The organism is Lichenicoccus roseus (assembly GCF_005844085.1).
GTDB lineage: Bacteria > Pseudomonadota > Alphaproteobacteria > Acetobacterales > Acetobacteraceae > Lichenicoccus > Lichenicoccus roseus.
Map to the genome: position 1 here is coordinate 568,152 of NZ_VCDI01000001.1, position 20,588 is coordinate 588,739.

The 20,588-nt window shown below is 70.3% G+C and carries 23 protein-coding genes; 8 read left to right on the forward strand and 15 right to left on the reverse strand.

Features of this window, described 5'->3' with window-relative positions; genetic code table 11:
- Position 1 precedes the first annotated feature (1 nt).
- From FE263_RS02490 to FE263_RS02530, 9 genes are read right to left on the reverse strand one after another with little or no spacing between them, the layout of a single operon-like run.
- On the reverse strand, positions 2-427 hold the full coding sequence (locus tag FE263_RS02490) for a hotdog family protein (RefSeq protein ID WP_138324354.1): 426 nt from the start codon (positions 425-427) through the stop codon (positions 2-4).
- Positions 424-1,218, reverse strand: a complete 795-nt coding sequence (locus FE263_RS02495; protein ID WP_138324355.1) for a beta-ketoacyl synthase chain length factor — start codon at positions 1,216-1,218, stop codon at positions 424-426. The genes FE263_RS02490 and FE263_RS02495 overlap by 4 nt, the downstream gene beginning before the upstream one ends.
- Positions 1,215-2,405, reverse strand: a complete 1,191-nt coding sequence (locus FE263_RS02500) for a beta-ketoacyl-[acyl-carrier-protein] synthase family protein (RefSeq protein WP_138324356.1) — start codon at positions 2,403-2,405, stop codon at positions 1,215-1,217. The genes FE263_RS02495 and FE263_RS02500 overlap by 4 nt, the downstream gene beginning before the upstream one ends.
- A complete protein-coding gene (locus tag FE263_RS02505; RefSeq protein WP_138324357.1) occupies positions 2,402-4,762 on the reverse strand; it encodes an MMPL family transporter in 2,361 nt (786 codons plus the stop codon). The genes FE263_RS02500 and FE263_RS02505 overlap by 4 nt, the downstream gene beginning before the upstream one ends.
- On the reverse strand, positions 4,759-5,328 hold the full coding sequence (locus tag FE263_RS02510; protein WP_171033895.1) for a LolA family protein: 570 nt from the start codon (positions 5,326-5,328) through the stop codon (positions 4,759-4,761). The genes FE263_RS02505 and FE263_RS02510 overlap by 4 nt, the downstream gene beginning before the upstream one ends.
- On the reverse strand, positions 5,321-6,229 hold the full coding sequence (locus tag FE263_RS02515) for an LpxL/LpxP family acyltransferase (RefSeq protein WP_138324359.1): 909 nt from the start codon (positions 6,227-6,229) through the stop codon (positions 5,321-5,323). The genes FE263_RS02510 and FE263_RS02515 overlap by 8 nt, the downstream gene beginning before the upstream one ends.
- Before the next feature lie 13 nt (positions 6,230-6,242).
- The gene (locus FE263_RS02520; RefSeq protein WP_138324360.1) at positions 6,243-6,542 is read right to left on the reverse strand and encodes a 3-hydroxyacyl-ACP dehydratase FabZ family protein; all 300 of its coding nucleotides are present in this window, start codon (positions 6,540-6,542) and stop codon (positions 6,243-6,245) included.
- Positions 6,535-7,920: an AMP-binding protein gene (locus tag FE263_RS02525; RefSeq protein WP_138324361.1), complete on the reverse strand. Its 1,386-nt coding sequence runs from the start codon at positions 7,918-7,920 to the stop codon at positions 6,535-6,537. Before FE263_RS02525 ends, FE263_RS02520 begins: the two co-directional genes overlap by 8 nt.
- A 48-nt stretch (positions 7,921-7,968) precedes the next feature.
- Positions 7,969-8,310 carry a phosphopantetheine-binding protein gene (locus FE263_RS02530; protein WP_138324362.1) on the reverse strand — a complete coding sequence of 114 codons (342 nt, stop codon included), beginning with the start codon at positions 8,308-8,310 and terminating at the stop codon, positions 7,969-7,971.
- A gap of 112 nt (positions 8,311-8,422) precedes the next feature.
- Here FE263_RS02530 and FE263_RS02535 point away from each other — a divergent pair, with 112 nt between their 5' ends.
- Together FE263_RS02535 and FE263_RS02540 are read left to right on the forward strand one after the other, a co-directional pair.
- The gene (locus FE263_RS02535) at positions 8,423-9,034 is read left to right on the forward strand and encodes a COG4648 family protein (RefSeq protein ID WP_138324363.1); all 612 of its coding nucleotides are present in this window, start codon (positions 8,423-8,425) and stop codon (positions 9,032-9,034) included.
- Entirely contained in the window at positions 9,031-9,900 is an 870-nt protein-coding gene (locus tag FE263_RS02540) for a polysaccharide deacetylase family protein (RefSeq protein ID WP_205880234.1), read from the forward strand. Before FE263_RS02535 ends, FE263_RS02540 begins: the two co-directional genes overlap by 4 nt.
- On the opposite strand, the gene FE263_RS02545 is transcribed toward FE263_RS02540, so the two are convergent.
- Complete coding sequence (locus FE263_RS02545; protein ID WP_205880235.1) at positions 9,782-10,609, reverse strand: glycosyltransferase family 2 protein; 828 nt, start codon at positions 10,607-10,609, stop codon at positions 9,782-9,784. The genes FE263_RS02540 and FE263_RS02545 overlap by 119 nt on opposite strands.
- The gene (locus FE263_RS02550) at positions 10,606-11,472 is read right to left on the reverse strand and encodes a lysophospholipid acyltransferase family protein (protein ID WP_138324364.1); all 867 of its coding nucleotides are present in this window, start codon (positions 11,470-11,472) and stop codon (positions 10,606-10,608) included. The genes FE263_RS02545 and FE263_RS02550 overlap by 4 nt, the downstream gene beginning before the upstream one ends.
- A 145-nt stretch (positions 11,473-11,617) precedes the next feature.
- On the opposite strand from FE263_RS02550, the gene FE263_RS02555 reads away from it, so the two are divergent.
- The 4 genes from FE263_RS02555 to FE263_RS02570 all read left to right on the forward strand — a co-directional run bounded on the left by FE263_RS02555 (position 11,618) and on the right by FE263_RS02570 (position 14,661).
- Positions 11,618-12,424: a class I SAM-dependent methyltransferase gene (locus FE263_RS02555; protein WP_138324365.1), complete on the forward strand. Its 807-nt coding sequence runs from the start codon at positions 11,618-11,620 to the stop codon at positions 12,422-12,424.
- A complete protein-coding gene (locus tag FE263_RS21985) occupies positions 12,421-13,098 on the forward strand; it encodes an MlaC/ttg2D family ABC transporter substrate-binding protein (protein ID WP_171033896.1) in 678 nt (225 codons plus the stop codon). Before FE263_RS02555 ends, FE263_RS21985 begins: the two co-directional genes overlap by 4 nt.
- Positions 13,095-14,084 carry a chorismate transformation enzyme, FkbO/Hyg5 family gene (locus tag FE263_RS02565; RefSeq protein WP_138324367.1) on the forward strand — a complete coding sequence of 330 codons (990 nt, stop codon included), beginning with the start codon at positions 13,095-13,097 and terminating at the stop codon, positions 14,082-14,084. The genes FE263_RS21985 and FE263_RS02565 overlap by 4 nt, the downstream gene beginning before the upstream one ends.
- A gap of 196 nt (positions 14,085-14,280) precedes the next feature.
- Entirely contained in the window at positions 14,281-14,661 is a 381-nt protein-coding gene (locus FE263_RS02570) for an SWIB/MDM2 domain-containing protein (RefSeq protein WP_138324368.1), read from the forward strand.
- Between the two features lie 52 nt (positions 14,662-14,713).
- Here the strand turns inward: FE263_RS02570 and FE263_RS02575 are convergent, their stop codons facing one another.
- From FE263_RS02575 to FE263_RS02585, 3 genes are all read right to left on the reverse strand, one after another.
- Complete coding sequence (locus tag FE263_RS02575; RefSeq protein WP_138324898.1) at positions 14,714-15,736, reverse strand: site-specific DNA-methyltransferase; 1,023 nt, start codon at positions 15,734-15,736, stop codon at positions 14,714-14,716.
- A 59-nt stretch (positions 15,737-15,795) separates the two neighbouring features.
- Entirely contained in the window at positions 15,796-16,473 is a 678-nt protein-coding gene (locus tag FE263_RS02580) for a ribonuclease HII (RefSeq protein ID WP_138324369.1), read from the reverse strand.
- Between the two features lie 116 nt (positions 16,474-16,589).
- The gene (locus FE263_RS02585) at positions 16,590-16,874 is read right to left on the reverse strand and encodes a CsbD family protein (protein ID WP_138324370.1); all 285 of its coding nucleotides are present in this window, start codon (positions 16,872-16,874) and stop codon (positions 16,590-16,592) included.
- A gap of 156 nt (positions 16,875-17,030) precedes the next feature.
- On the opposite strand from FE263_RS02585, the gene FE263_RS02590 reads away from it, so the two are divergent.
- A complete protein-coding gene (locus FE263_RS02590) occupies positions 17,031-18,470 on the forward strand; it encodes an MFS transporter (protein WP_138324371.1) in 1,440 nt (479 codons plus the stop codon).
- A 77-nt stretch (positions 18,471-18,547) separates the two neighbouring features.
- Here FE263_RS02590 and FE263_RS21990 read toward each other — a convergent pair whose 3' ends face one another.
- On the reverse strand, positions 18,548-18,715 hold the full coding sequence (locus tag FE263_RS21990; RefSeq protein WP_171033897.1) for a hypothetical protein: 168 nt from the start codon (positions 18,713-18,715) through the stop codon (positions 18,548-18,550).
- 526 nt (positions 18,716-19,241) lie between these two features.
- On the opposite strand from FE263_RS21990, the gene FE263_RS02595 reads away from it, so the two are divergent.
- Positions 19,242-20,534, forward strand: coding sequence for an efflux RND transporter periplasmic adaptor subunit (locus tag FE263_RS02595; protein ID WP_138324899.1), 1,293 nt, complete (start codon positions 19,242-19,244; stop codon positions 20,532-20,534).
- The last annotated feature ends 54 nt before the right edge of the window (positions 20,535-20,588 follow it).

Below are 20,588 nucleotides of genomic sequence, written 5' to 3' on the forward strand. Positions count from 1 at the left end.
CTCAAGCGGGAAACGCGATGGTGCCGCGACCCTGCAGCAGCGCCGTGCCGTCTTCGGCCTGCAGGGCGAAGCCGTAGATCAGCCCGCCAGGATCGTTCAGTTCCAGCATCGAACTGATCTTGAGCAGTCCGAAGCGGGTATCGTCAAGGCGATCCGCACCGACCAGGGTGAGCCGCATCGCAGCGACATAGCCGGCACGCTGCGGCACCCCGCCCGCCAGCAGCGCGCCGTGCAGCGCCGCCGCCTGGAACGCGAACTCGGCGCCGCAGACGATGCCGAGCCGGCCCTCGCGGCGCAGCGGATTGGCATCCGACAGGTGCGCGGCGCTCTCGCAGGTGATGCGGTCGGCGTTCCAGTCGAGCACCCGGTCCAGCATGCACATCGCGCCCTGGTGCGGGATCAACGCCAGGATGCCGTCGCGGGTCACGGCTGAACGACGATGGCGATTTGGCCGCGGCCGTAGGGGAAGGCGAGCGAAACGGGCTGTTTTCGGGTGACCGCCTCCAGCAGGACCAGCCCGCGCCCGACCGGGTTCTGCCGCCAGAGCGAACGCAACCCTGGCGCGATCGGCTCCGGCTCCGGTGGTGCGGCATCGGGGGTAAAGGCGATGTCGAGATCGGCCAGCGCGGCACCGGGCCTGGCCGGCGCCAGCACGAACGCCGCCGACAGGCCGATGGTGGTGGTACGCAGGGCGCCGAGCGGCAGCTTCATCGGCGCGTCGTAGAGGCATAGCAGTATCGGCATGGCCTCGGCGACGCACTCCGAGGCGGCCTTCAGCAGGGATGCGGCGAAGGTGGCGTCGTGGCAGCCCAGCACGGTGATTGGCGCCGAGGAGCCGGTGGCGATCGACCAGTAGCCGGCGACCGCGTTGTGAACCGAGTTGTGGAATCGGGTCGGCGAGAGTTGCGGGTCGGCGCTGGCGAGAGTCTCGAGCAGGTCGTGCACCACCGCGCCATCGCCGTTCGAGCTGCCGAAGATGCCGGGCAGCGCGCCGGGTTCATGGCCGGCCATGCGCGAGGCCTCCTCGCACACGGCGAGCGCGAGGCGGACCGGCAGGCCGGCACGACGCCGCTCGTTCGGCGACAGCAGCGCCGGCGGCGGCAGGTCGAGCAAGGCGTCGGGATCGAGTGGCAGTTCGCCCGCCAGCACCGCCCGTGCCTGCTCCCAGGAGCCGAGCCCCGGCGCGCGCACGGCGGCGCCGATCAGGGAGACCCTCATCGCGCCGGCCGTCCGATCACCAGGCTGACGTTGACCCCGCCGAAGCCGAACGAGTTGCTCATCACCCGGTCGATGCGCGCCGTCCGGTTATGCCGCTCCAGGTCGAGCGCGATCTCCGGGTCCCGCGTCTCGAGCCCGTGGCAGGCCGGCAGCAGGTCGTTCTCGATGCAGAGGGACGCGATCAGCGCCTCGACGATCCCGGAAGAGCCCATGCAGTGACCGGTCCAGCCCTTGGTGGAGGCGCACGGCACGTCGCTGCCGAACAGCCGGTTCACCGCGCGCGCTTCCATCAGGTCGTTGGCGCGGGTGCCGGTGCCGTGCAGGTTGACGTGGTGGATGTCGGCGGCGTCGAGCGTGGCACTGGCCAGTGCGCGTCGCATCGCCTGCTCGGCGCCGATCCCGTCCGGCTGCGGCGAGGACATGTGGTAGCCGTCGGTCGACGCCCCGATGCCGAGCAGCGCCACGCCTCCCTCCCGGAGCGGCTCGCGCTCGAGCAGGGCGAACCCGGCGGCCTCGCCGATCGAGATCCCGCGCCGAGCGGCGTCGAATGGGCGGCATCGCTCCGGCGAGATCAGGTCGAGCGAGTCGAAGCCGCGCAGGGTCAGGCCGCACAGGCTGTCGGCGCCCCCCACCACGGCGGCATCGACGACGCCGCTGGCGATCAGGTGGGAGGCGTCGAGGCAGGCGCGCGCGCTGGACGCGCAGGCGGTGGAGACCGTCATCGCCGGGCCGGTCACGCCCAGCCTGTCGGCCACGAAGCGGGACAGCGAGAACAGGTCGTAGCTGCCGTCGTAGCGAAACCAGTCGGGCAGCAGGCCGGTTGCGGGATCGCGTGCCCGGTAGGCGGTCTCCGCCGACAGGATGCCCGAGGTGCTGGTGCCGAGCACCACCGCGATGCGGCCGGCGCCGTGCCGTCCGATGGCGCCCCGCACCGCCTCGATGAAGCCGTCCTGCTGCAGGGCGAGCCAGGCCAGCCGGTTGTTGCGGCAATCGTACTCGCCGAAGCCCGCGGGCAGCTCGACCTGCTCCAGGCCCCTGACGCGGCCGATCTGCCCGCCGATCGCGATCTCCTCGAAATCGCACGGCGCGAGGCTGGAACGCTCCTGGCGCAGCGCATCGAGGGTGGCGGCGGATCCGGCTCCGACGGCGCTCGCCAGCGCCGTCGCGGTGAGATGCAACGGGGTCATGCAGGACTATCCGTGTCGCGGAGACGCCCAGCATAGGGCGGCCGCTCGCCGGCGAACAGGAAACCGAACGCCATCGCCAGCACCACGCCGATGCAGACGGTGCCGCCGATCTCGCGCAGCAGCGGCGTGCGGCACAGGCAGAGCAGCGAGAAGGTAAGCAGCGCCATCACGTTGCAGGTCAGCAGGGTGCGCAGGGTGCGGGCACGCTCCTCGGCGTCGAGCTGCGGACGCGCGAAGAACAGCGCGTAGTCGAGCCCGATGCCGGCGACGAACTGCAGCGACACCAGGTGGATCAGCGTCAGCCTGGTGCCGGACAGCACCAGCGCCGCCAGCGTCACCAGCAGGGTGGCGGCGATGGCGGCCAGCACCCGCAGCGTGCGCCCCGGGTCGCGCTGGCCGGCGGACAGCGCCAGCACAGCCAGAACTGCACCGGCCGCGATGTACGGCCAGGCCTGCCGCGTATAGCCGCGCACCACCGCCTCGGTGGTGCGGCGGATGTCGATGAAGCTCCAGCCCGGCCTGCCCGCGAACAGCCTCTCAAGCGCCGCCGCGTCGGTGACGCCTTGCGGGATCGCCGGCCCGAACCAGGCGCCGTCGCGCTCGAACAGCAGGGCGTCGAGCCGGGTCCGCAGCAGTCCGGCCGGGAGATCGCGCGCCGACAGGGCTGGCTGAGTGCGGGCGCGCGCCACGTCGGCGGTGAACTGGTCGAAGGCGTGCGGCGTGAAGCCGAGGCCGGCGGCGGCCCGGTCGATGGCCGCCCGCAGCGCGGCGTCGTCGGGCAGCGCGTGCTGGCGGGCGTGCTGTATCGCCTGGCTGGGCAGCAGGGTCGCCGCGTCGTCGAACCCGGTGATGGCGCGGTGTTGCACCAGCGCCTGCAGGCCGGCCGCGATCGCCTCCTGCGCCTGCAGCACGCCGTCCGGGGTCGCGGCACGCACCAGCCCGAGCTGGCCGATATCCGGGCCACCGAGCTGCGTCCGCAATTCGCCATCGAGCGCGATCAACGCGGGTGGCACCGGCGTCAGCGCGGCGAGATCGCTCTGCAGGCGCGGGCCACCGGCGAGCCCGATGCCGAGCAGCGCCAGCAGCGGCACCACGGCGGCGTACATGCGCCAGCGCCGCAGCGACTCGATACCCTCCAGCCGCCCCGGATCGCCGGCATAGGAGGGTGCCAGGCCGGCGCGTCCGATCAGGCCCGGCAGCAGCCACCGCGTCACCGCCGCCGAGGCCAGGATGCCGGTGACCGCGAACAGGCCGAGCTGAGCCACGCCGGGGAAGCCCGAGCCCGCCATTCCGGACAGGCCGAGGCTGGCGGTCAGCACCGACAGGGTGAACGGCCGGGCGATGCGCCTTATGGTGGCGGCGGGCGGCTCGCCCTGCTTGCGATGGCCGATCAGCAGCACCGGGTAGTCGACGGTGATGCCGAGCATGGTCATGCCGAAGCCGAGCGTGATGCCGTGCACGAACCCGAACGCCAGCTGCACCGCGAGAGCCGCCACGGCGAGACCGGGCGCCACGCTGGTCGCGATGGCCGCCAGCACCCATGGCGAGCGGAAGCGCCAGGTCAGCCACCCCGCCACAAGCAGCGCGGAGACGATCGACAGCAGGCGCACGTCGCGACGCACCGCCGCCTCGGCCGCCACCGCGAACACCGGCGCCCCGGTCACCAGCAGGCGCGCGCCGTGGCGGTCGGGGATCGCGTCGAAGAGCGCCCGCAGCCGGTGCAGCGACGCGGCCTGCGCCGGCAGGTCGGTGCCGGATGCTGCGAGCCGCGCCAGCAGCAGGGCGCGCGACCGGTGCGGCCCCGGGGTGTCCGGCGCGAACCAGACGCCGTCGCGCAGCACCGCATGGCCGCCGCCGCCGCCCCAGGACGCGAGCACCGCCGGCAACGCGCCGGTCGGGTCGGGCAGGCCATATTGCTGCACCAGCGGCGAGGCGGAGGATTGCAGCCCGTCGCGCAGCCGCAGGAAGTCGGCATGCAGGGCGGCGGCGGTGAATGCGTCGGCAGCCATCGGAGCCAGCAGGTAGCGGTCGGCGAACAGCGCCTGCAGGGCACCCTCGCTGATCAGCCGGTGTCCGTTCTGCACGAACAGCAGGTCCGGATCATGGGCCAGCCGGTCGGCGAACAGCGTGCTGACAGAGGCGAGCGTGCCGGCCGGGGCGCCCTCGATACCGATCAGCAGCAGGCTGGCGGCGGTGCCGGTGCGCAGTTCCTGGTCGACCAGCCGCGTCGTCGGATCGCGCCCGTGCGGCAGCAGCTCGCTGAGGTCGCCACGCAGGGTGACGTGCGTGAACACCAGCGCCGCCAGGGCAATCGCGATCACCGCCGCCAGCGCCAGCGGAAGGCGCGATATTCTCAAGGCGTGATGGTCATGCGCTGCTCGTCGCCGTTCGCCTGCACGATGTCGATCTGGCGGACATCGCCGCCTCCGCCATCGACATAGGCGATCCTGACCACCTGGGCGGCCACGTTGCCGGCGGGACGCAGCACGATGCGCCAGCGATCGACCCCGCCGTTTTCCTCGACGCTGAAGTGCCGGCGCAGCGTGGCGAGGTCGCCCGCCATGGTGCCGCGCAGGGTGTCGGCGAGGATCTGCAGCGCCGGGCTGTCGTCGAGCGAAAGCGTGCGGGACGGCTGTCCTGGTGTCGCGATTGAGACCGTGCCGCCGTCGATCACCAGCCGCTCCGGCCGCGGCGCGGTGGTGTCCTGCTCGAGATGGTCCGGCTTGCGATAGGACAGCGTACCCTGGCTCAGCACCGGCGCGGCCAGGCTGGAGACGTGTTTCTCCATGCCGAAATGCGCCTGCCTGGATGGCTGTCCGGCAAGCCCCTGCATGATCTGCCCGAGTATGGCGTCGGACGCATGCGAGGCTCGGCTGCCGAGACAGAGCAGGATCGCGGCGAGGAGGATGCGGCGCTCAGTCATCGACGGTCCCGGCACTCCCGGCGGGGTTCCAGAACAGGTAGAAGTTGAACCAGTTGTAGGGCGTCTCCCGGCAGCGCCGCTCGAGGCTGGCGGCATACCGCTCGATCCAGTGCCGCAGATCGGCCTGGCGTTCGCGACGTCGCAGCACGATGCGCTCGGCGAACGGCTCGAACCGCACGGTGTAGCGCCGCGGCCCGGTGCGGACGCCAAAGAACAGCATCACCGGCGCCTCGATCACCGAGGCGATGATCAGCGGCCCGCAGGCGAACTCGGCGGCCTCGCCGAGGAAATCCACCGGCATGGTGCGGCCACCATCCGGGTCGCGGTCGGCGAGGAAGCCGACCATCTCGCCGGCGGCAACGCTCTCCTGCACCCGCAGCATCGCATCGGTGCGGCCGATCTCGATGATGGACGCTGCCATCTCCGGATCGAGCGCCTCCAGCAAGGCGGTGAGCGGCCCCTGCTTGCGACGGAACATCACCGGCTTGACCTTGACCGGCGCTCCCCGCCCGAAGGCGCGCAGCACGTCGAAGCTGCCCATGTGCGAGCCGAGCAGGATGCAGCCGCGGCCGCTGTCCAGGATCGCGTCCAGCTCGGCCAGGCCCTCCACCTCGACCCGGTAGTCCTGGCTGCTGCCGGTCAGGAAGAACACCCGGTCCAGGATGACGCAGGCGAAGGTGAAGATGTGACGCAGCACGTCGGCCTTGCGCGCCCGGCGGCCGAGGGCGCGGCCAAGATAGTCGCGCGACGCCGCCCGGGTGCCGGGCGAGCGCAGGTAGAAGTACAGCGTGATCGGGTAGAGCAGCGCGGTGCACACCCGACGGCCGAGCCGGAGCGCAAGCCACAGCATGATGCGCAGCATGAAGGCGCTGCCGAGTTCGCGATCGACCGCCCAGCTCATCGACGGGCGCGGATCATGCCAGGATCACCGAGGCGGTCAGCACCGTCTCGTCGTCGTGCCGGCAGGCCAGTTGCACGGCGGCACCTTCACCCGACCGCTGCCGCACCTCGACGCGTTGTCCGGGCAGCACCGGCAGGCGGAAGCGCACCGATCGCAGCGAGCCAAGCCTGGCCCCGGGTCGGGTTGCGAACAACAGGGCGAGGGCCTCGTCGAGCAGTACGACCCCGGGGACCACCGGCCGGCCGGGAAAATGGCCGGGCAGGCACGGATGGTCGGCCGCGATCAGGAAGCTGCCGCAGGAGGCGTCATCCATCGGTCTGCGCTTCGGCACCCACCGGCCCGTCCTGCGCGCGGTCGAGCAGGCCGAGCAGGGTGGCGCGCGTCAGCTTGCCGGTGGCGTTGCGCGGCAGGCTGTCGCACAGCACCAGCCGGCGCGGCAGGAACACCGGATCGACCATGGAGCGGAGATCCTCCAGCACTCCGGCCGCATCGCGCGCGGGCGCGACGGCAAAGGCGAACAGCCTGGCGCCTGGCCGTCGCTCGAGGTCGTCCGGCGCCAGGAACACGCCATCCTCGACGCCAGGCAATCCGGCCAGTACGCGGCTCAGTCCGGCCAGCGAGGCACGCCGTCCGCCCAGCTTCACCAGGTCGCCGATGCGGCCGAGCAGGCGGAAGCGGCGCCCGTCCGGCGCCAGCTCGACGATATCGGAGAGCCGGGTGAGGGATGCGAACGGCGCCTGCACGCTGGCGATCTGCCCCTCGGCGACCGCCTCTCCCCCTGCCAGAGGCTCCGGGACCATCGACACGCCGGGGTAGAGCTCCCAGTCCGGCCCAGCCATCGTTCGCCGGCTGGCGATCGAGCCGACCTCGGTGGCGCCGAAGATCTCCAGCACCCGGGTGGTCCACTCGGCCTCGACGCCGTCGGCCAGCCCGGGATCGAGCGGCGCAGTGGCGGAGATCACCTGCTGCGGCGACCGCGCAGGCGCCGGCTCGCGCAGGCTGCGCAGATGCACCGGCGTGGTGACCAGGGTGCATCGCCCGGGGACCTGCTCCAGGGCAAGCCGCAGGTCGGCCGGATAGAAGAACGGGCCGCACCAGCTCACGACCGGCGCGTGCAGCGGCAGCAGCACGGTGGTCTCGAAGCCATACATGTGATGCGGCGGCACCGTGCCGATCAGCTCGTACGGCGCCTCCTCCGGCATGCTGCTCACGAAGCCGAAGCGGCTTGCCGCAGAACGGCTGCGGGCAACCAGTTCGCCCCAGCGCTTGACGGTGGCGGAGGGCTCGCCGGTGCTGCCCGAGGTCAGCACGATTGCGACGATGCGGTCGCAGGCGATCGAGGGGATGGTCTGGTGCTGCGGGCCGATCGCCTCGGCATCGAGCCAGTCGTCGCCGAGCGGAAGCGCCCCCGCATAGCGGGCGCAAAGTTCCGCGACGGCGCGGGAGCCCTGGGCGCCGCTCAGCAGCGAGATCCGCTCGGCCAGCACGCAGGCGGCGAACAGCACCGCGAAGCGGTAGCGGTCCTGGCACAGGTTGACGACATGGGTCGCGTCCGGATGCCGCTCTGCCAGTCGGGCCGACGCGCGCGCCGCCTCGGCGAGGAACCGGCTCGCGGTCACCGCCCGTTGCCGGTCGCGGAACAGGATCGCATCGGGAGCGCGCTCGAGCAGTGGCTCCCGCGAGGCAGTCACCGATTCAGGCTCCGGCCATCCGCGCGGGACACTGCGCCCTTGGCAGGCTCAACGGGTGCGATTCTGGTCCACGTGGCGGGCCAGGCTGCGCAGGTTGGCAAAGATCTCGCCGTTGCGGTCATCGTCGGACTTGAGTTCAATGCCGTAACGTTTCGACAGGGCAAGGGACAGTTCCAGCGCGTCGATCGAGTCCAGCCCGAGCCCCTGGTTGAACAGCGGCCGCTGCGGGTCGATCGACGCCGGGGTATCCTCGAGCTGTAACGTGTCGACGATCAGGGTTGCAACCTCGGCCTCGATCGGCGATTGCGGCCCGGTATCCTGGAGCGGATGCGCATCCAGGAGCTGATGAGACGTGCGGGCCGTCTTGAGCGGGTCGGTCGAGGCGTTCATGAAACCTTCTAACTCAGCGCGGTCCCGGTCGCACGGCTTTAACGCACCGCCCGGCGGACGGCAACCGTTACGCGAAACCCTGCGCGGCCTTGCCACGGGAGCGCGCGTCGGGTTGATCGCGACAACCGCGACGCTGCTGCATCTCGCCCTCGCGCCGCATCGGCAGCCAATGCCGGCGATGGCGGCGCTGGCCATCCTGCAGGTCGGCTGCGCGCTGCTACTCGCAGGCACAACCCGGCGAGGTGGCGGCACGCGGTTGCCCTGGGTGTTGCTCCCGCTGTTGCCGTGCCTTGCCTGGCCGGCGTGCGCGGTGGTGCCGCATGCGGGCATCGTCGCCACGCTGCTGGCCACCCACGTCATTCTGTATGGCGGCCTCACCGCCCTGTTCGGCCAGTCGCTGCTGCCTGGCCGCGAGCCGCTGGTCAGCGCCATGGCACGCGAGGTGGAGCCGCAGTTCACTCCCCGGATGCGCCTCTATACCCGCCAGGTGACCTGGTTCTGGACCCTCTATGGGCCGGCGCAGATCACCGTCTCGCTGCTGCTGCTGATGCTGGCGCCGCTGCGCGCGTGGTCGGTGTTCGTCAACCTGCTCGACCTGCCCTTGCTGGTAGGCGCGCTGCTCGCCGAGTTCGCGTTCCGGCGCTGGTGGCTGCGTGGCGAGACGCATGCGCGGTTCGCCGACGGCTGGCGGGCGGCGCGCCGGCGCTGGAGCACCGCCGGGTGAACCGCGTGCTCGCGGCTTCCGTCGGCCTGCATGCGGCTTGCCTCGCCACCGTCCTCGCCGCCCCCAGGCGGTGGCGCCCGGCGCTGGCCGCAGTGGCGGTCAACCAGGCGGTGCTGACCGGCGCCGGGCTCTGGCCGCGCAGCCGGCTGCTCGGACCGAACCTGACCCGGCTTCCGGCCGCGACTCCCGGGATCGTGCTCAGCTTCGATGACGGTCCCGATCCCGAAGTCACCCCCCGGGTGCTGGACCTGCTCGACGACGCGGGCGCGACCGCCAGCTTCTTCTGCATCGGCCAGCGCGCCCGCGCCTTCCCGGCCCTTGTGCGCGACATCGCGAGGCGGGGGCACTCGGTGGAGAACCATACCGATCACCATTACCGCCATTTCGCCGCCCTCGGCTTGCCCGGCCTGCGGCGCGAGGTCCGGCAGGCGCAGGCGGTACTCGCCGACCTCGCGGGCCGGCCGCCGCGCTGGTTCCGGGCACCGATGGGCCTGCGCAACCCGCTGTTGCAGACGGTGCTCGACGAGGCCGGGCTGGGGCTGGCGAGCTGGACCCGGCGCGCCCTCGATGGTGCGCGTAGTTGCCACGCGGAGGCCGCGCTGCGCCGACTTGCGACCGGCCTCGCCGCCGGCGACGTGCTGCTGCTGCATGACGGCAATTGCGCGCATGATGCCGACGGCGTGCCGGCAGTTCTGGAGATCCTGCCGCCCTTGCTGCAGCGGATGCGCGCCCTCGGTCTCTCCGGGGTCAGCCTCGAGATGGCGCTGCCGGTGCACCCGGCGACGGGCAGCAGGAGCGCAGCCGCAGCAGCACCGGCAGATGCAGCAGCAGGCCGGTCGAGGCGAGGCGCAGGTGCATCCAGGTAAGCAGCACGTTGTCGCGCCCGTAGCGGAAGTGCGAGACGCCGCCCTCTGAGGGCGCAAGGTAGCGTACCGCGGCCGCGAGCCGTACCGGGCGGATGCCGGCCCAGCATAGCCGCACCGCCGCCTCGGCATCGAAATCGTAGCGGCGCATCCAGCTGGTGCTCCGCATCACCCGCCGCAGCGGCGCCAGCGGATAGACCCGGAAGCCGAAGAGAGTATCGCCGATCCCGGCGCCGCCGGTCTCCAGGTCGGCGACGAAATTCGATACCCGGCGCCCCTGCACGCGTACCGCCGGCGCCTCGGCCCCGAACACCGGCTGGCCGAGGATCATCGCGTCCGGGGCCAGCATCGAGGCGTGCATGAAGCGCCCGATATCGCCGGCGGGATGCTGGCCGTCCGCATCCATCGTCAGCACGTGGGTGAAGCCCGCTTCGGCGGCGCGGTCGAGGCCGGCCAGGATCGCGGCGCCCTTGCCCCGGTTGCGCTCCAGGAGGATCACCCGCAACTCCGGATCACGTTCGGCGAGTGCCTGCACCGCAGCCCCGGTGCCATCGGTGCTGCCGTCGATGACCACCCACACCGGTGCCCAGGCGGCGCGGGCGGCGCGTACCGTCTCGAACAGCGCGGCCCCGGTATTGTAGCTCGGGATCAGCAGCAGATGCGTCGTCGAGACGGCCTGCGGGTCCTCGGGTGTCTCCCGGGGTGGCATCATCGGTCGCCTCCGGGGCAGGTCTGCGCCATCGCCGCCTCGCAAGCCCCGGCACCGGCACCGGCACCGAGTTCGCGCTCGAAATACCGGTGCAAGGCAGTCACGAACAGCCTGACGTCGCCCTCCACCATGAACTGCTGCCCGACGCGCACCCGGATCGCGATCGGCAGCTTCGGCACACGCACGAGCGGCCAGCCCTTGCGCAGGTAGGGGCTGTCGCACTCGATCAGGACCGTCTGCACCGGCACGCCGGCCGCCCGGGCCATCAGCGCGAAGCCGGCACGGAAGCCGTCCACCGTCGCATCCGGCGCGGTCCGGGTGCCTTCCGGAAACACCAGCAGGCGCCGGCCGCGCGACAGCGATGCGACCCCGGCCCGCACCAGCGCCATCGGCTGGTCATTGCGTATGTATCCGGCCAGGCGGATGCCGCCGCCGAGGAACCAGTTGTCCCACAGGGATGCCTTGGTGATGCAGACGACACCGCGCAGCCGGCTTATCACCAGCACGGCGTCGAGCAGTCCCGGATGGTTGCAGGCGAGCACCATCGGACGGTCCGGCAGCGCGTCCAGGGCCGCGAGATCCAGACGCGCCAGGCCGGTCCATTCCATCAGCGCGAGCATGTTGCAGAAGCCGCGCCGGATCCCCCACTCACCGGCCGCCTCACGCCGGGTTGGCGGCAACAGCCGGCGCAGCATCGGCGCGGCGAGGCTCCAGCCGAGACAGCCGATGCCCCAGAGCGCCAGCACGAAGACGAAGCAGGCGCGATCGAGCCAGGGTGCACGACGGCGGTCGATGCGCCGGGCCAGCGGGGCTGGGAACGGCCGGGCCTGGGTAGGCGACGAGGCCTGTGCCGGATGGAACACCATGCGCTCCTCGTTCCGTGGTCCCGGAAGCGACCAGTCCGGCTTTGCACGGCTGGTTACCAGACGTTTATATAACGTGAACGCTAGCACTTGTTGCGCTTCGGTTGTAGGGCGAACGAGGAGCACGTCGGACTAACAGGCGGATTTCATGCCATCGCAGCAACCGGGAAACAGGGCGGATCCCGCGACCCCGCATCCGGATGCGCCGCATCCGGTCCTTGCCGGGTGGTATGGGCAGGAAAACGACCGGGCCGGCTTCGTGCAGGCGCTGTTCGACGATGGCGCGCCCACCTACGACCGCCTCAACCGGTTGCTTTCGTTCAATACCGGCGCCGGGTATCGGGCCCGCCTGCTGCGCCAGGCCGGCCTGCGGGTCGGCGACCGGGTGCTCGACGTCGCCACCGGCACCGGCATGGTCGCGCGCGAGGCGCTGCGCATCGTGCAGTCACAGGGGCTGGTGGTGGGACTCGACCTCAGCGGGGGCATGCTGGCGATCGCCGCCCGCGACCCCGGCCTGGCGCTGGTGATGGCCGATGCCGGGAGCCTGCCGATTTGCGATGCGGCCTTCGACATGGTCACGATGGGCTATGCTCTGCGCCATGTCGCCGATCTCCGGGTCGCCTTCGCCGGCTTCCGTCGTGTCCTGCGGCCGGGAGGAACCCTCGTGCTGATGGAGATTGCCTATCCGACCGGCCGGTTGCGGCGGCTGTTCGCCAAGCTCTACCTCAGCCGGATGGCGCCGTTGCTGGGCCGGCTGACCGGGGGCGGCGACGCCGCCGACCGCATGATGCGCTACTACTGGGACACCATCGAGCATTGCGTCCCGGAAAGCACGATCCTTGCCGCGCTGACCGCGGGCGGCTTCGCGAATGCCCGCTGCGACACCCAGTTCGGGCTGCTCAAGACCTATGTCGCGCGCCGGGCGATGCCGGTGCACGCCGGGAGATCTGCGTGACGCGTGCCGGACTGCTTGCCGCCCCTCTGCTGGCTGCCACCCTGCTAGGCGCCAACCTCCTCGCTGCGGTCGCATGGCATGCTCCGGCGGCCGCGACCACCCTGGCTCCGCCGCCGCCGCCGAACGTCGTGATCCGGACACAGGACCCGGTCGCGCTGTTCATTCGCGATGTCGGCCGGCAGTTCCCACAGGTGCTGGCCGGCGCCGACACCGTCGCGGAGAAGCGGCGCCGCCTGTCCCCGTTCATCGAACGGGTGGTCGATGTCGAGGCGGTGGCGCGGTTCGCGCTCGGGCGGCACTGGTCGGCGGCGACGCCGGCGCAGCGCGAGCGCTATGTCGGGCTGTTCCTGAAGTCGCTGGTGAACAACATCGCCAGCCGCATGGCGAGCTACCAGGGCGGCCTCGGCCACATCGTGATCCTGCCGCCGGTGGTGCATCCGGACGGCACCGACTGGGTGCCGACGCTGGTCAAGGGCGCCAATACGCCCGAGGCGCACGTGTCCTGGGTGGTCGAGACCGGTCCCGGGCCGATGCGCATCGTCGACGTGGTGGCGGAGGGCATGAGCCTTCGCCTCGCCAAGCGCAGCGACTTCGAGGCCTACCTGTCGCGTCATGGCGGCGACATCGCGGGCTTCCTGGACGCCCTGCAGCGGCAGACCGATCGCCAGGCATGACGACGGTCTCGATCGCCTATGCCGGAGATCGCGAGCGGATCGGCGACCCGCTTCATGTGCTGGGCACCATCGCCCTGGCCGGGACGGCGCCGGCCGATCTCGCGCTGGGCCTGCCCGGGCTCGATGGTCGGGGCGTCCGGGAAGTCTGGCGCAGCACGGCACCGGTGCGACGTGTCGGGGTGGCGGGGCTCGACCTGGCGGTTGCCGGGACCGGGGCGGATACGGTCTGCTTCGGCATGATCCGGCAGCCCTTGGCCGAAGCCGGCGCCTCGGGCCCGGCGCCTGGCGGTCCCGCGCTCGCGACCGCGGCGTACGCCGCCTACGCCGGGATGCTTGCCGCCAGCCGGGAGGCGGGTTGTCCGAACCTGTTGCGGATCGCCAATTTCATCCCGGACATCACCCGGATCGAGCACGGCGAGGAGCGCTACCGCAGCTTCAATGCCGGCCGGCGGCTCGCCCTCGTAGAACTCGGCTACGATCCTGCGCAGGCGCCCGCCGCCTGTGGCCTGGGCTGCCGGGGGGATGCGCTGCTGGTCTGGTTCCTGGCCGGCGCCGCCCCCGGCTGCAACATCGACAACCCCAGGCAGGTCAGCCCGCTCCTGTATCCCGATCGCTACGGCGTGCACCGGCCGGTATTCGCCCGCGCTACCGTCGCCGCCGGGCTGCTGATGGTATCCGGCACCGCAAGTATCGTGGGCCATGCCAGCCTGCATGAAGGCGACGTATCGCTGCAGGCGGACGAGACGATCCGCAACCTCGACGCGCTGCTGGCGCAAGCGGGCGGCCTGCCGCGCGACGCCCTCACCCTCAAGCTCTATCTGCGCCACGCGCGGGATCGCGACGTGGTGGTGCGACGTCTGCGCGAGGCGGGTTTCACGCCACCGGTGGCGATCCTGCAGTCCGAGATATGCCGTCCGGAGCTGGATCTGGAGATCGAGGCGCAGGCTGTGCTGGCCGAAGTGCCGGTTTTGGATACTTTGACGTGACTTCGCGCACACAGGGTGGCCACAGATCGCCCGGATCGTGATACCGGGGTTCAGAAACCTATGGTTGCGGCAGCGAATATCAGGCGAGAGTCACCCAGCCGAACCCGATTCGCCACATCGCAACAGTTCCTCCCCGGCCATCGCGCACCTCGCGACAGACGCTACGCCACACCATACCCCGATACTGGAGATGAGAATGACCGAAGCCACCAAGAAGACTGCGCCAAAGAGCGCCGCCGCCAAGAGCCCTGCCGCGAGCGCTCCCGCCGCCAAGCCGGCCGAGAAGAAGGCTGCCGTGAAGAGCGACAGCGTCGAGAAGCCGAAGGCGGGCAACAAGCCCAATGCCCTGCAGCAGCCGCTGCAGCCTTCTCCCGAATTGTCGGCGGTGGTCGGCGAAGGCAAGCTTGCGCGCGGCGAGGTGGTGAAGCGGGTCTGGGACTACATCAAGTCGAACAAGCTGCAGAACCCCAGCGACGGCCGTGAGATCCTGGCCGACGACAAGCTGAAGAAGGTGTTCGGCAAGGACAAGGTCACGATGTTCGAAATGAACAAGCTCCTCGCCCAGAACCTGAAGTAATCTCGCGCCCGCATAGCGACCCGACACCGCCTGGGAATACGTAACGGTATTGTCAGGCGGTCTCCAGGGAGCGGGTCCTCAGCACGTCGAGAGGCTGGAGCACTCCCGCCTCCTCGAAATGCCAGAAGGTCCAGCCGTTGCAGGACGGCGCGTTGGTCAGCGCCGCGCCGACCTTGTGGATCGAGCCCCGCACGCTGCCCGATACCAGGCTGCCGTCCGGCGCCACCGTCGCCGCCACCCGCCGCTGGCGGTCGGTGAGGATGGTGCCCGCCGAGAGCAGGCCGCGCTCGACCAGGCTGCCGAACGGCACACGCGCCACTTCCCGCCGGTTGGTGGTGGTCATCACGCTGTCCATCGGCAGTGGCCGCTCGCGACGTACCCGGCCGATCGCCGCTTCCGCATAGTCCGGATGCCGCTCGATGCCGATGAAATGGCGCCGCAGCCGGCGTGCCACCGCCGGCGTGGTTCCGGTGCCCGCGAACGGGTCCAGCACGATATCGTCCACGCCGGTGCTGGCAAGCAGCACGCGGTGCAGCAGGCTCTCCGGCTTCTGGGTCGGATGCAGCTTCAACCCGTGTTCGTTGCGCAGGCGCTCCGGGCCGGTGCAGAGCGGCAGCAGCCAGTCGCTGCGCATCTGCACGTCGTCGTTCAGCGCCTTCATCGCCTGGTAGTTGAAGCGGTAGCGGCTGTCGCGGCCGCGTGCCGCCCAGATCATGGTCTCGTGCGCATTGGTGAAACGCCGGCCACGGAAATTCGGCATCGGGTTGGATTTGCGCCAGATCACGTCGTTCAGGATCCAGTAGCCGAGATCCTGCAGCATGCTGCCGATGCGGAAGATGTTGTGGTACGAGCCGATGACCCAGAGGGTGCCGTCCTTGCGCAGCAGGCGGCGCACCTCGACCAGCCAGGCGCGGGTGAAGCGGTCGTACTCGGCGAAATCTCCGAAGCGGTCCCAATCGTCATCGACGCCGTCGACGATGCTGTCGTCGGGCCGCCGCAGTTCGCCGCGAAGCTGCAGGTTGTAGGGCGGGTCGGCGAACACGCAATCGATCGAGCCGGCCGGCAACAGTCGCATCAACTCGACGCAGTCGCCTACCAGGATCTGGTCGAGCGGCAGTTCCAAGGCGGGGGCCCTCAGGGCCCGGCCGGCACGAGGGCCGCTCCGGCCAGCACCTGCCGCCCGCTGTCCGGCATGTCGCGCCCTGCCAGCAAGGCCAGCTCGCGGACCAGTCCGAAACCCTCCCGGTGATGGCGGCTCGGGCCCCGATCGAGCAGGGCTGCACGGTGCAGGCTGGTGCCGTAGCCGGCGTTCCGCTCCCAGCCATAATGCGGCAGCCGGGCTGCCAGCCGGGACATCAGCCGGTCGCGTACCACCTTCGCCACGATCGAGGCGGCGGCGATGGAAAGGCACAGCGCGTCACCGCCGATCACGCATTCTGCCGGGCAGTCGAGGGATGGGATCCGGTTGCCGTCGACCAGAGCGAGATCCGGCGGTGCCGGGAGGCGCAGGACGGCACGTCGCATGGCGAGCATGCTGGCGTGCAGGATATTGAGCCGGCCGATCTCGGCCACCGAGGCCGCTCCGATGCCGATCTCGATACCGCCGCAGCGCCTCAACGCGGCAAGGGCAGTCTCGCGATCGTCGGCCGAGAGCTTCTTGGAGTCGTCGATCAGGCGAGACAGCCGTCGTGGGACGCCGTTGCCGAACACCACGGCGGCTGCGAGCACCGGGCCGGCCAACGGTCCACGACCGACCTCGTCGACGCCGGCTACCCGACCGCCATGCCGCCGCTCGCGCGTGTAGTCAGGCATCCACACTCCACCCTGTCAGCTGCCTGCGAATCGAGGCAACCCATCATGGCGTCATGGAAACCATCATCCTGCCCCCGGGCGCAAGCAATGTGCCCCCGGGGGAGGTATCGTAAGAGCTACCGCTTGCGGGAAGGGATCAGCAGATAGCCAAGCAGGAAGCCGATGCCGGTGGCGATGCCGAGGGCCGCGAGCGGCTGGTCGGCGACGTAGCCGGCGAAGCCCTCGATCTGGTCCTGGGCATCGTCAAGCGTCTCGCCGAACTGGCGCTGCACCTTGCCCGTAACCTGGTCGAACTTGCCTTCGGCCTGCAGGCCGGTATCGCCGGTCAGACCGCCAGCGGCGTCCTTGAGCTTGCCGGTCCCCTGAGTGACCAGGCCCTCGACGCTGTTCTCGTCAGCCATGGTAATCCATCCTCTCGCCGGTGAGTGCTGTTTGACCCGGAACGGACACCCGCAGCGCAAGTTCCCGATCAGCCCGGCCTGGGGAACGGCAGTCCAGGACCGGGAAGGCGGGCCGGGATCGAAGGCAGGGACGGGAGCCGGGATGCGGAAGCAACGATGAGATGGCTCCCGACCGTGCGGTCACGAGCGGTGGATGGTCCGGCGCGACTCGGTGGCCGCGCCCGCACCACGGCTCTCATCGTCGCCAGCGCGCTGCTGATGGAGCAGCTCGACTCGACGGTGCTGACGACCGCCCTGCCCGCCATGTCGCGCAGCTTCGCGGTAGATCCGCTGCACATGAGCGTGGCGCTGACCTCCTATCTGGTCGGGCTCGCGGTGTTCATACCGGCCAGCGGACGCTTCGCCGACCGGCTCGGCAGCCGGACGGTGTTCCGTGCCGCGATCGCGCTGTTCGTGCTGGGCTCGCTGCTCTGCGCGCAGGCACCGAACCTGCCGCTGCTGGCGGCTGCCAGGCTGTTGCAGGGCCTCGGCGGGGCGATGATGGTGCCGGTCGGCAGGCTGGTGCTGCTCCGGACCGTGCCCAAGGCGCAGATCGTCTCCGCCATGTCGTGGATGCTGGTGCCTGCGTCCCTCGGCCCGATGCTGGGACCGCCGCTCGGCGGCATTCTGACCACCTACCTGTCCTGGCGCTGGATCTTCTACATCAACCTGCCGATCGGGCTGCTCGGCATGGTGCTCACCACCCGCTATATCCCGCAGCTGCGCGACCCGGAGGATGGCGGCTTCGATCCGATCGGCATGGCGCAGTCGGGGATCTCGCTGGCATGCCTGATCTTCGGCCTCGAGTCGGCGAGCCGGGGTGCCGGCAGCATGGGCGCGACCGTCGCCATACTGGCCGTCGGACTGGCCGCCGGACTGCTTTATGCCCGGCACGCACGGCGCACGACCAACCCGATCCTGGACTTCCGGCTCATGCGGGAGCCAACCTTCCGGCTCTCTGTATTGGGTGGATCAGCGACCCGGATCGCCACCGGGGGGTCGGCGTTCCTGATCCCGTCGATGCTGCAGCTGGGATTCGGGCTGAGCGCCGCACAGAGCGGCCTGGTGACGTTCTGCGGCCCGCTCGGCGCCGTCTGCATGCGCATCTTCACGCGGCGGCTGCTGCGGCGATACGGGTTCCGCACCCTGATGACCATGAACGGATTGTCCGCCGGCGTGCTGCTGTTCGCCTGCGCGCTGTTCCGGCCCGGTTGGCCGTTCTGGATCCTGTCGCTGGTGCTGTTCCTGAACGGCCTGGCGCAGTCGCTGCAATACATGTCCTACAACACGATCGCCTATGCCGACATCAAGGGCGAGCGGATGAGTGCCGCGACCAGCTTCTACACCACCTTCCAGCAGATGACGCTGACGCTTGGCATCTGCATTGCGGCGGGCAGCATGGCGGTCTCGCGTGCGCTTGCCGGGCGACAGGCGATCGGGTTGGCCGATTTCAGCGTGGCACTGGGAGTGGTCGGGGCGCTGGCCCTGCTGGCGGCTCCGGTCTCGTCCCGGCTGGACCCACTGGCCGGCCGCGAGATCAGCGGACATGGCGCCTGAGGAAGGGCGCCGGAATCAAAAAAGCCCGTGGCTTGAGGCCACGGGCGATCGTAATCCTTGGGGTGGAGTGTGCCGCCTTAGTTGAAGGAGCGGGCGTTCCACATGCTGCCGTAGCTGCCGGTCCGGGAAGATACGACTTCGCGAATGCTCGCCGGTCGCTCGCTCTCGCTACGCTCGGCGCGGCCGGCGAACTCGTCGTTGGACATCAGGGCTGCGGTCTCGAGAGCGAAGAGCTTGCGGAACATTGGCATTGTCCTGAGCTGATTTCGATGGACGACATCCCGGTCGTCCGGTGGGAACTATTTAGCACCGCCGCACCGCTGCCACAATCTTGCCGTGATGCCTTCACGCAGCCGTGTTGCGTTCGTTGTATGTTCTCGCGATACAAGCGCCAGGCGTGCTGGCAACCAAGACTTTGGTGGCAGGCAAGCCGGGAAATAAGGCAGCGAGCCGGAGCGATGCACGATCCGGGCATACGCCGATCCCCGATATGGTCACAATTCGGAACGCCCCTGCCGCGACAGAAGCCTCGCCGCCGGGGACGTTTCTGATAGTGTCCGGCGGCGGAGGGTTGGTGCCGGCGATGGCACCGCGCCGGCCAGCCGGACGAGGCCGGAGGCCCCATACGCTGGAGATCAGATGAGCGAAGCGCCTACCCGGGCACGACCCACCCAGCCGGGTCCGCCGGGATCGCCGGGGACCGGCACCCCCGGTATCGGAACACCGGGAACCGGATTGCCGGGAGCCCCGCCCGATGACCCCACCAGCGGGATGCCCCGGCGCAGACGCACGATCCTGCCCTGGATCGTCCTGGTCCTGGTCGTCGCTGCGATCGCATTCGCCTTGCTGCGCCCGCACGCCAAGACCGGCGCCGGTCATCCGGCGCATGGTCACGCCGCCGCCGGCGACACGCCGCAGCCGGTGACCGAGCAGGCGGCACGGACCGGCGACATGCCGGTCACACTGACCGAGCTCGGCACCGTCACGCCGCTCGCCACCGTGACGGTGCAGTCGCAGATCTCCGGCTACCTGATGGAGGTGAACTTCCAGGAGGGCCAGGAGGTGCATCGCGGCGACCAGCTCGCGCTGATCGACCCGCGCCCGTACATCGCCACCCGCGACCAGTACGCCGGCCAGATGGCGCGCGACAACGCGCTGCTCGGCCAGGCGCGCATCGACCTCGTCCGCTACCAGACGCTGCTGCGCCAGCACAGCATCGCCTCGCAGCAGGTCGACGACCAGAAATACCTGGTTGGCCAGTACGAGGGCACCGTGCGCTCCGACCAGGCGCAGATCGACAGCGCCAACCTCAACATCGCCTATTGCCACATCACCGCCCCGGTCGATGGCCGCGTCGGGCTGCGCCAGGTCGATGCCGGCAACTACGTGACGCCTGGCCTCACCAACGGCCTGGTCGTGCTGACCGAGCTGCATCCGATCTCGGTGATCTTCTCGGTGCCGGAGGATAACCTCGAGACCCTGATGGCCAGGCTGCGCGCCGGCGCGGTGCTGCCGGTGGAGGCCTATGACCGCACCGACACCACGCATCTCTCCAGCGGCAAGGTGGCGGTGGTCGACAACCAGGTCGACGTGAATACCGGCACCGTGAAGCTGCGGGCGGTGTTCGACAACAAGGACGAGCGGCTGTTCCCGAGCCAGTTCGTGAATGCGCGCCTGTTGCTCGACACCATCCACGATGCCGTGCTGGTGCCGACCAATGCGGTGCAGAACGGGCCGCAGGGACAGTTCGTCTACGTGGTCAGGAAGAGTGCGGCGCAACCCGAAGCGGCAGGTGCGACACCTGCACCCGGCGATGAGAAGTCCGATGCAGCCAAACCCGCTCGCACGCCGGCCGACACCGTCACCATACGGAACGTGACCACCGGGGTCAGTTCGGGGACCGACATCGTGATCAGCAAGGGCCTGCAGGCAGGCGAAGTGGTCGTGACCGACGGTACCGAGCATCTCCGCGAAGGCTCGAAGGTGACGGTGCCGCCGCCGCCCGGCACAGCCGCCGCCACGCCCGGCCAGCACCGCCACCACCACCGGCAGGCTGCCGAATAGCGATGCCGCCTTCCCTGCCGTGCCTGCCCGCACGCCCGGTGCGTGCCCGGACCG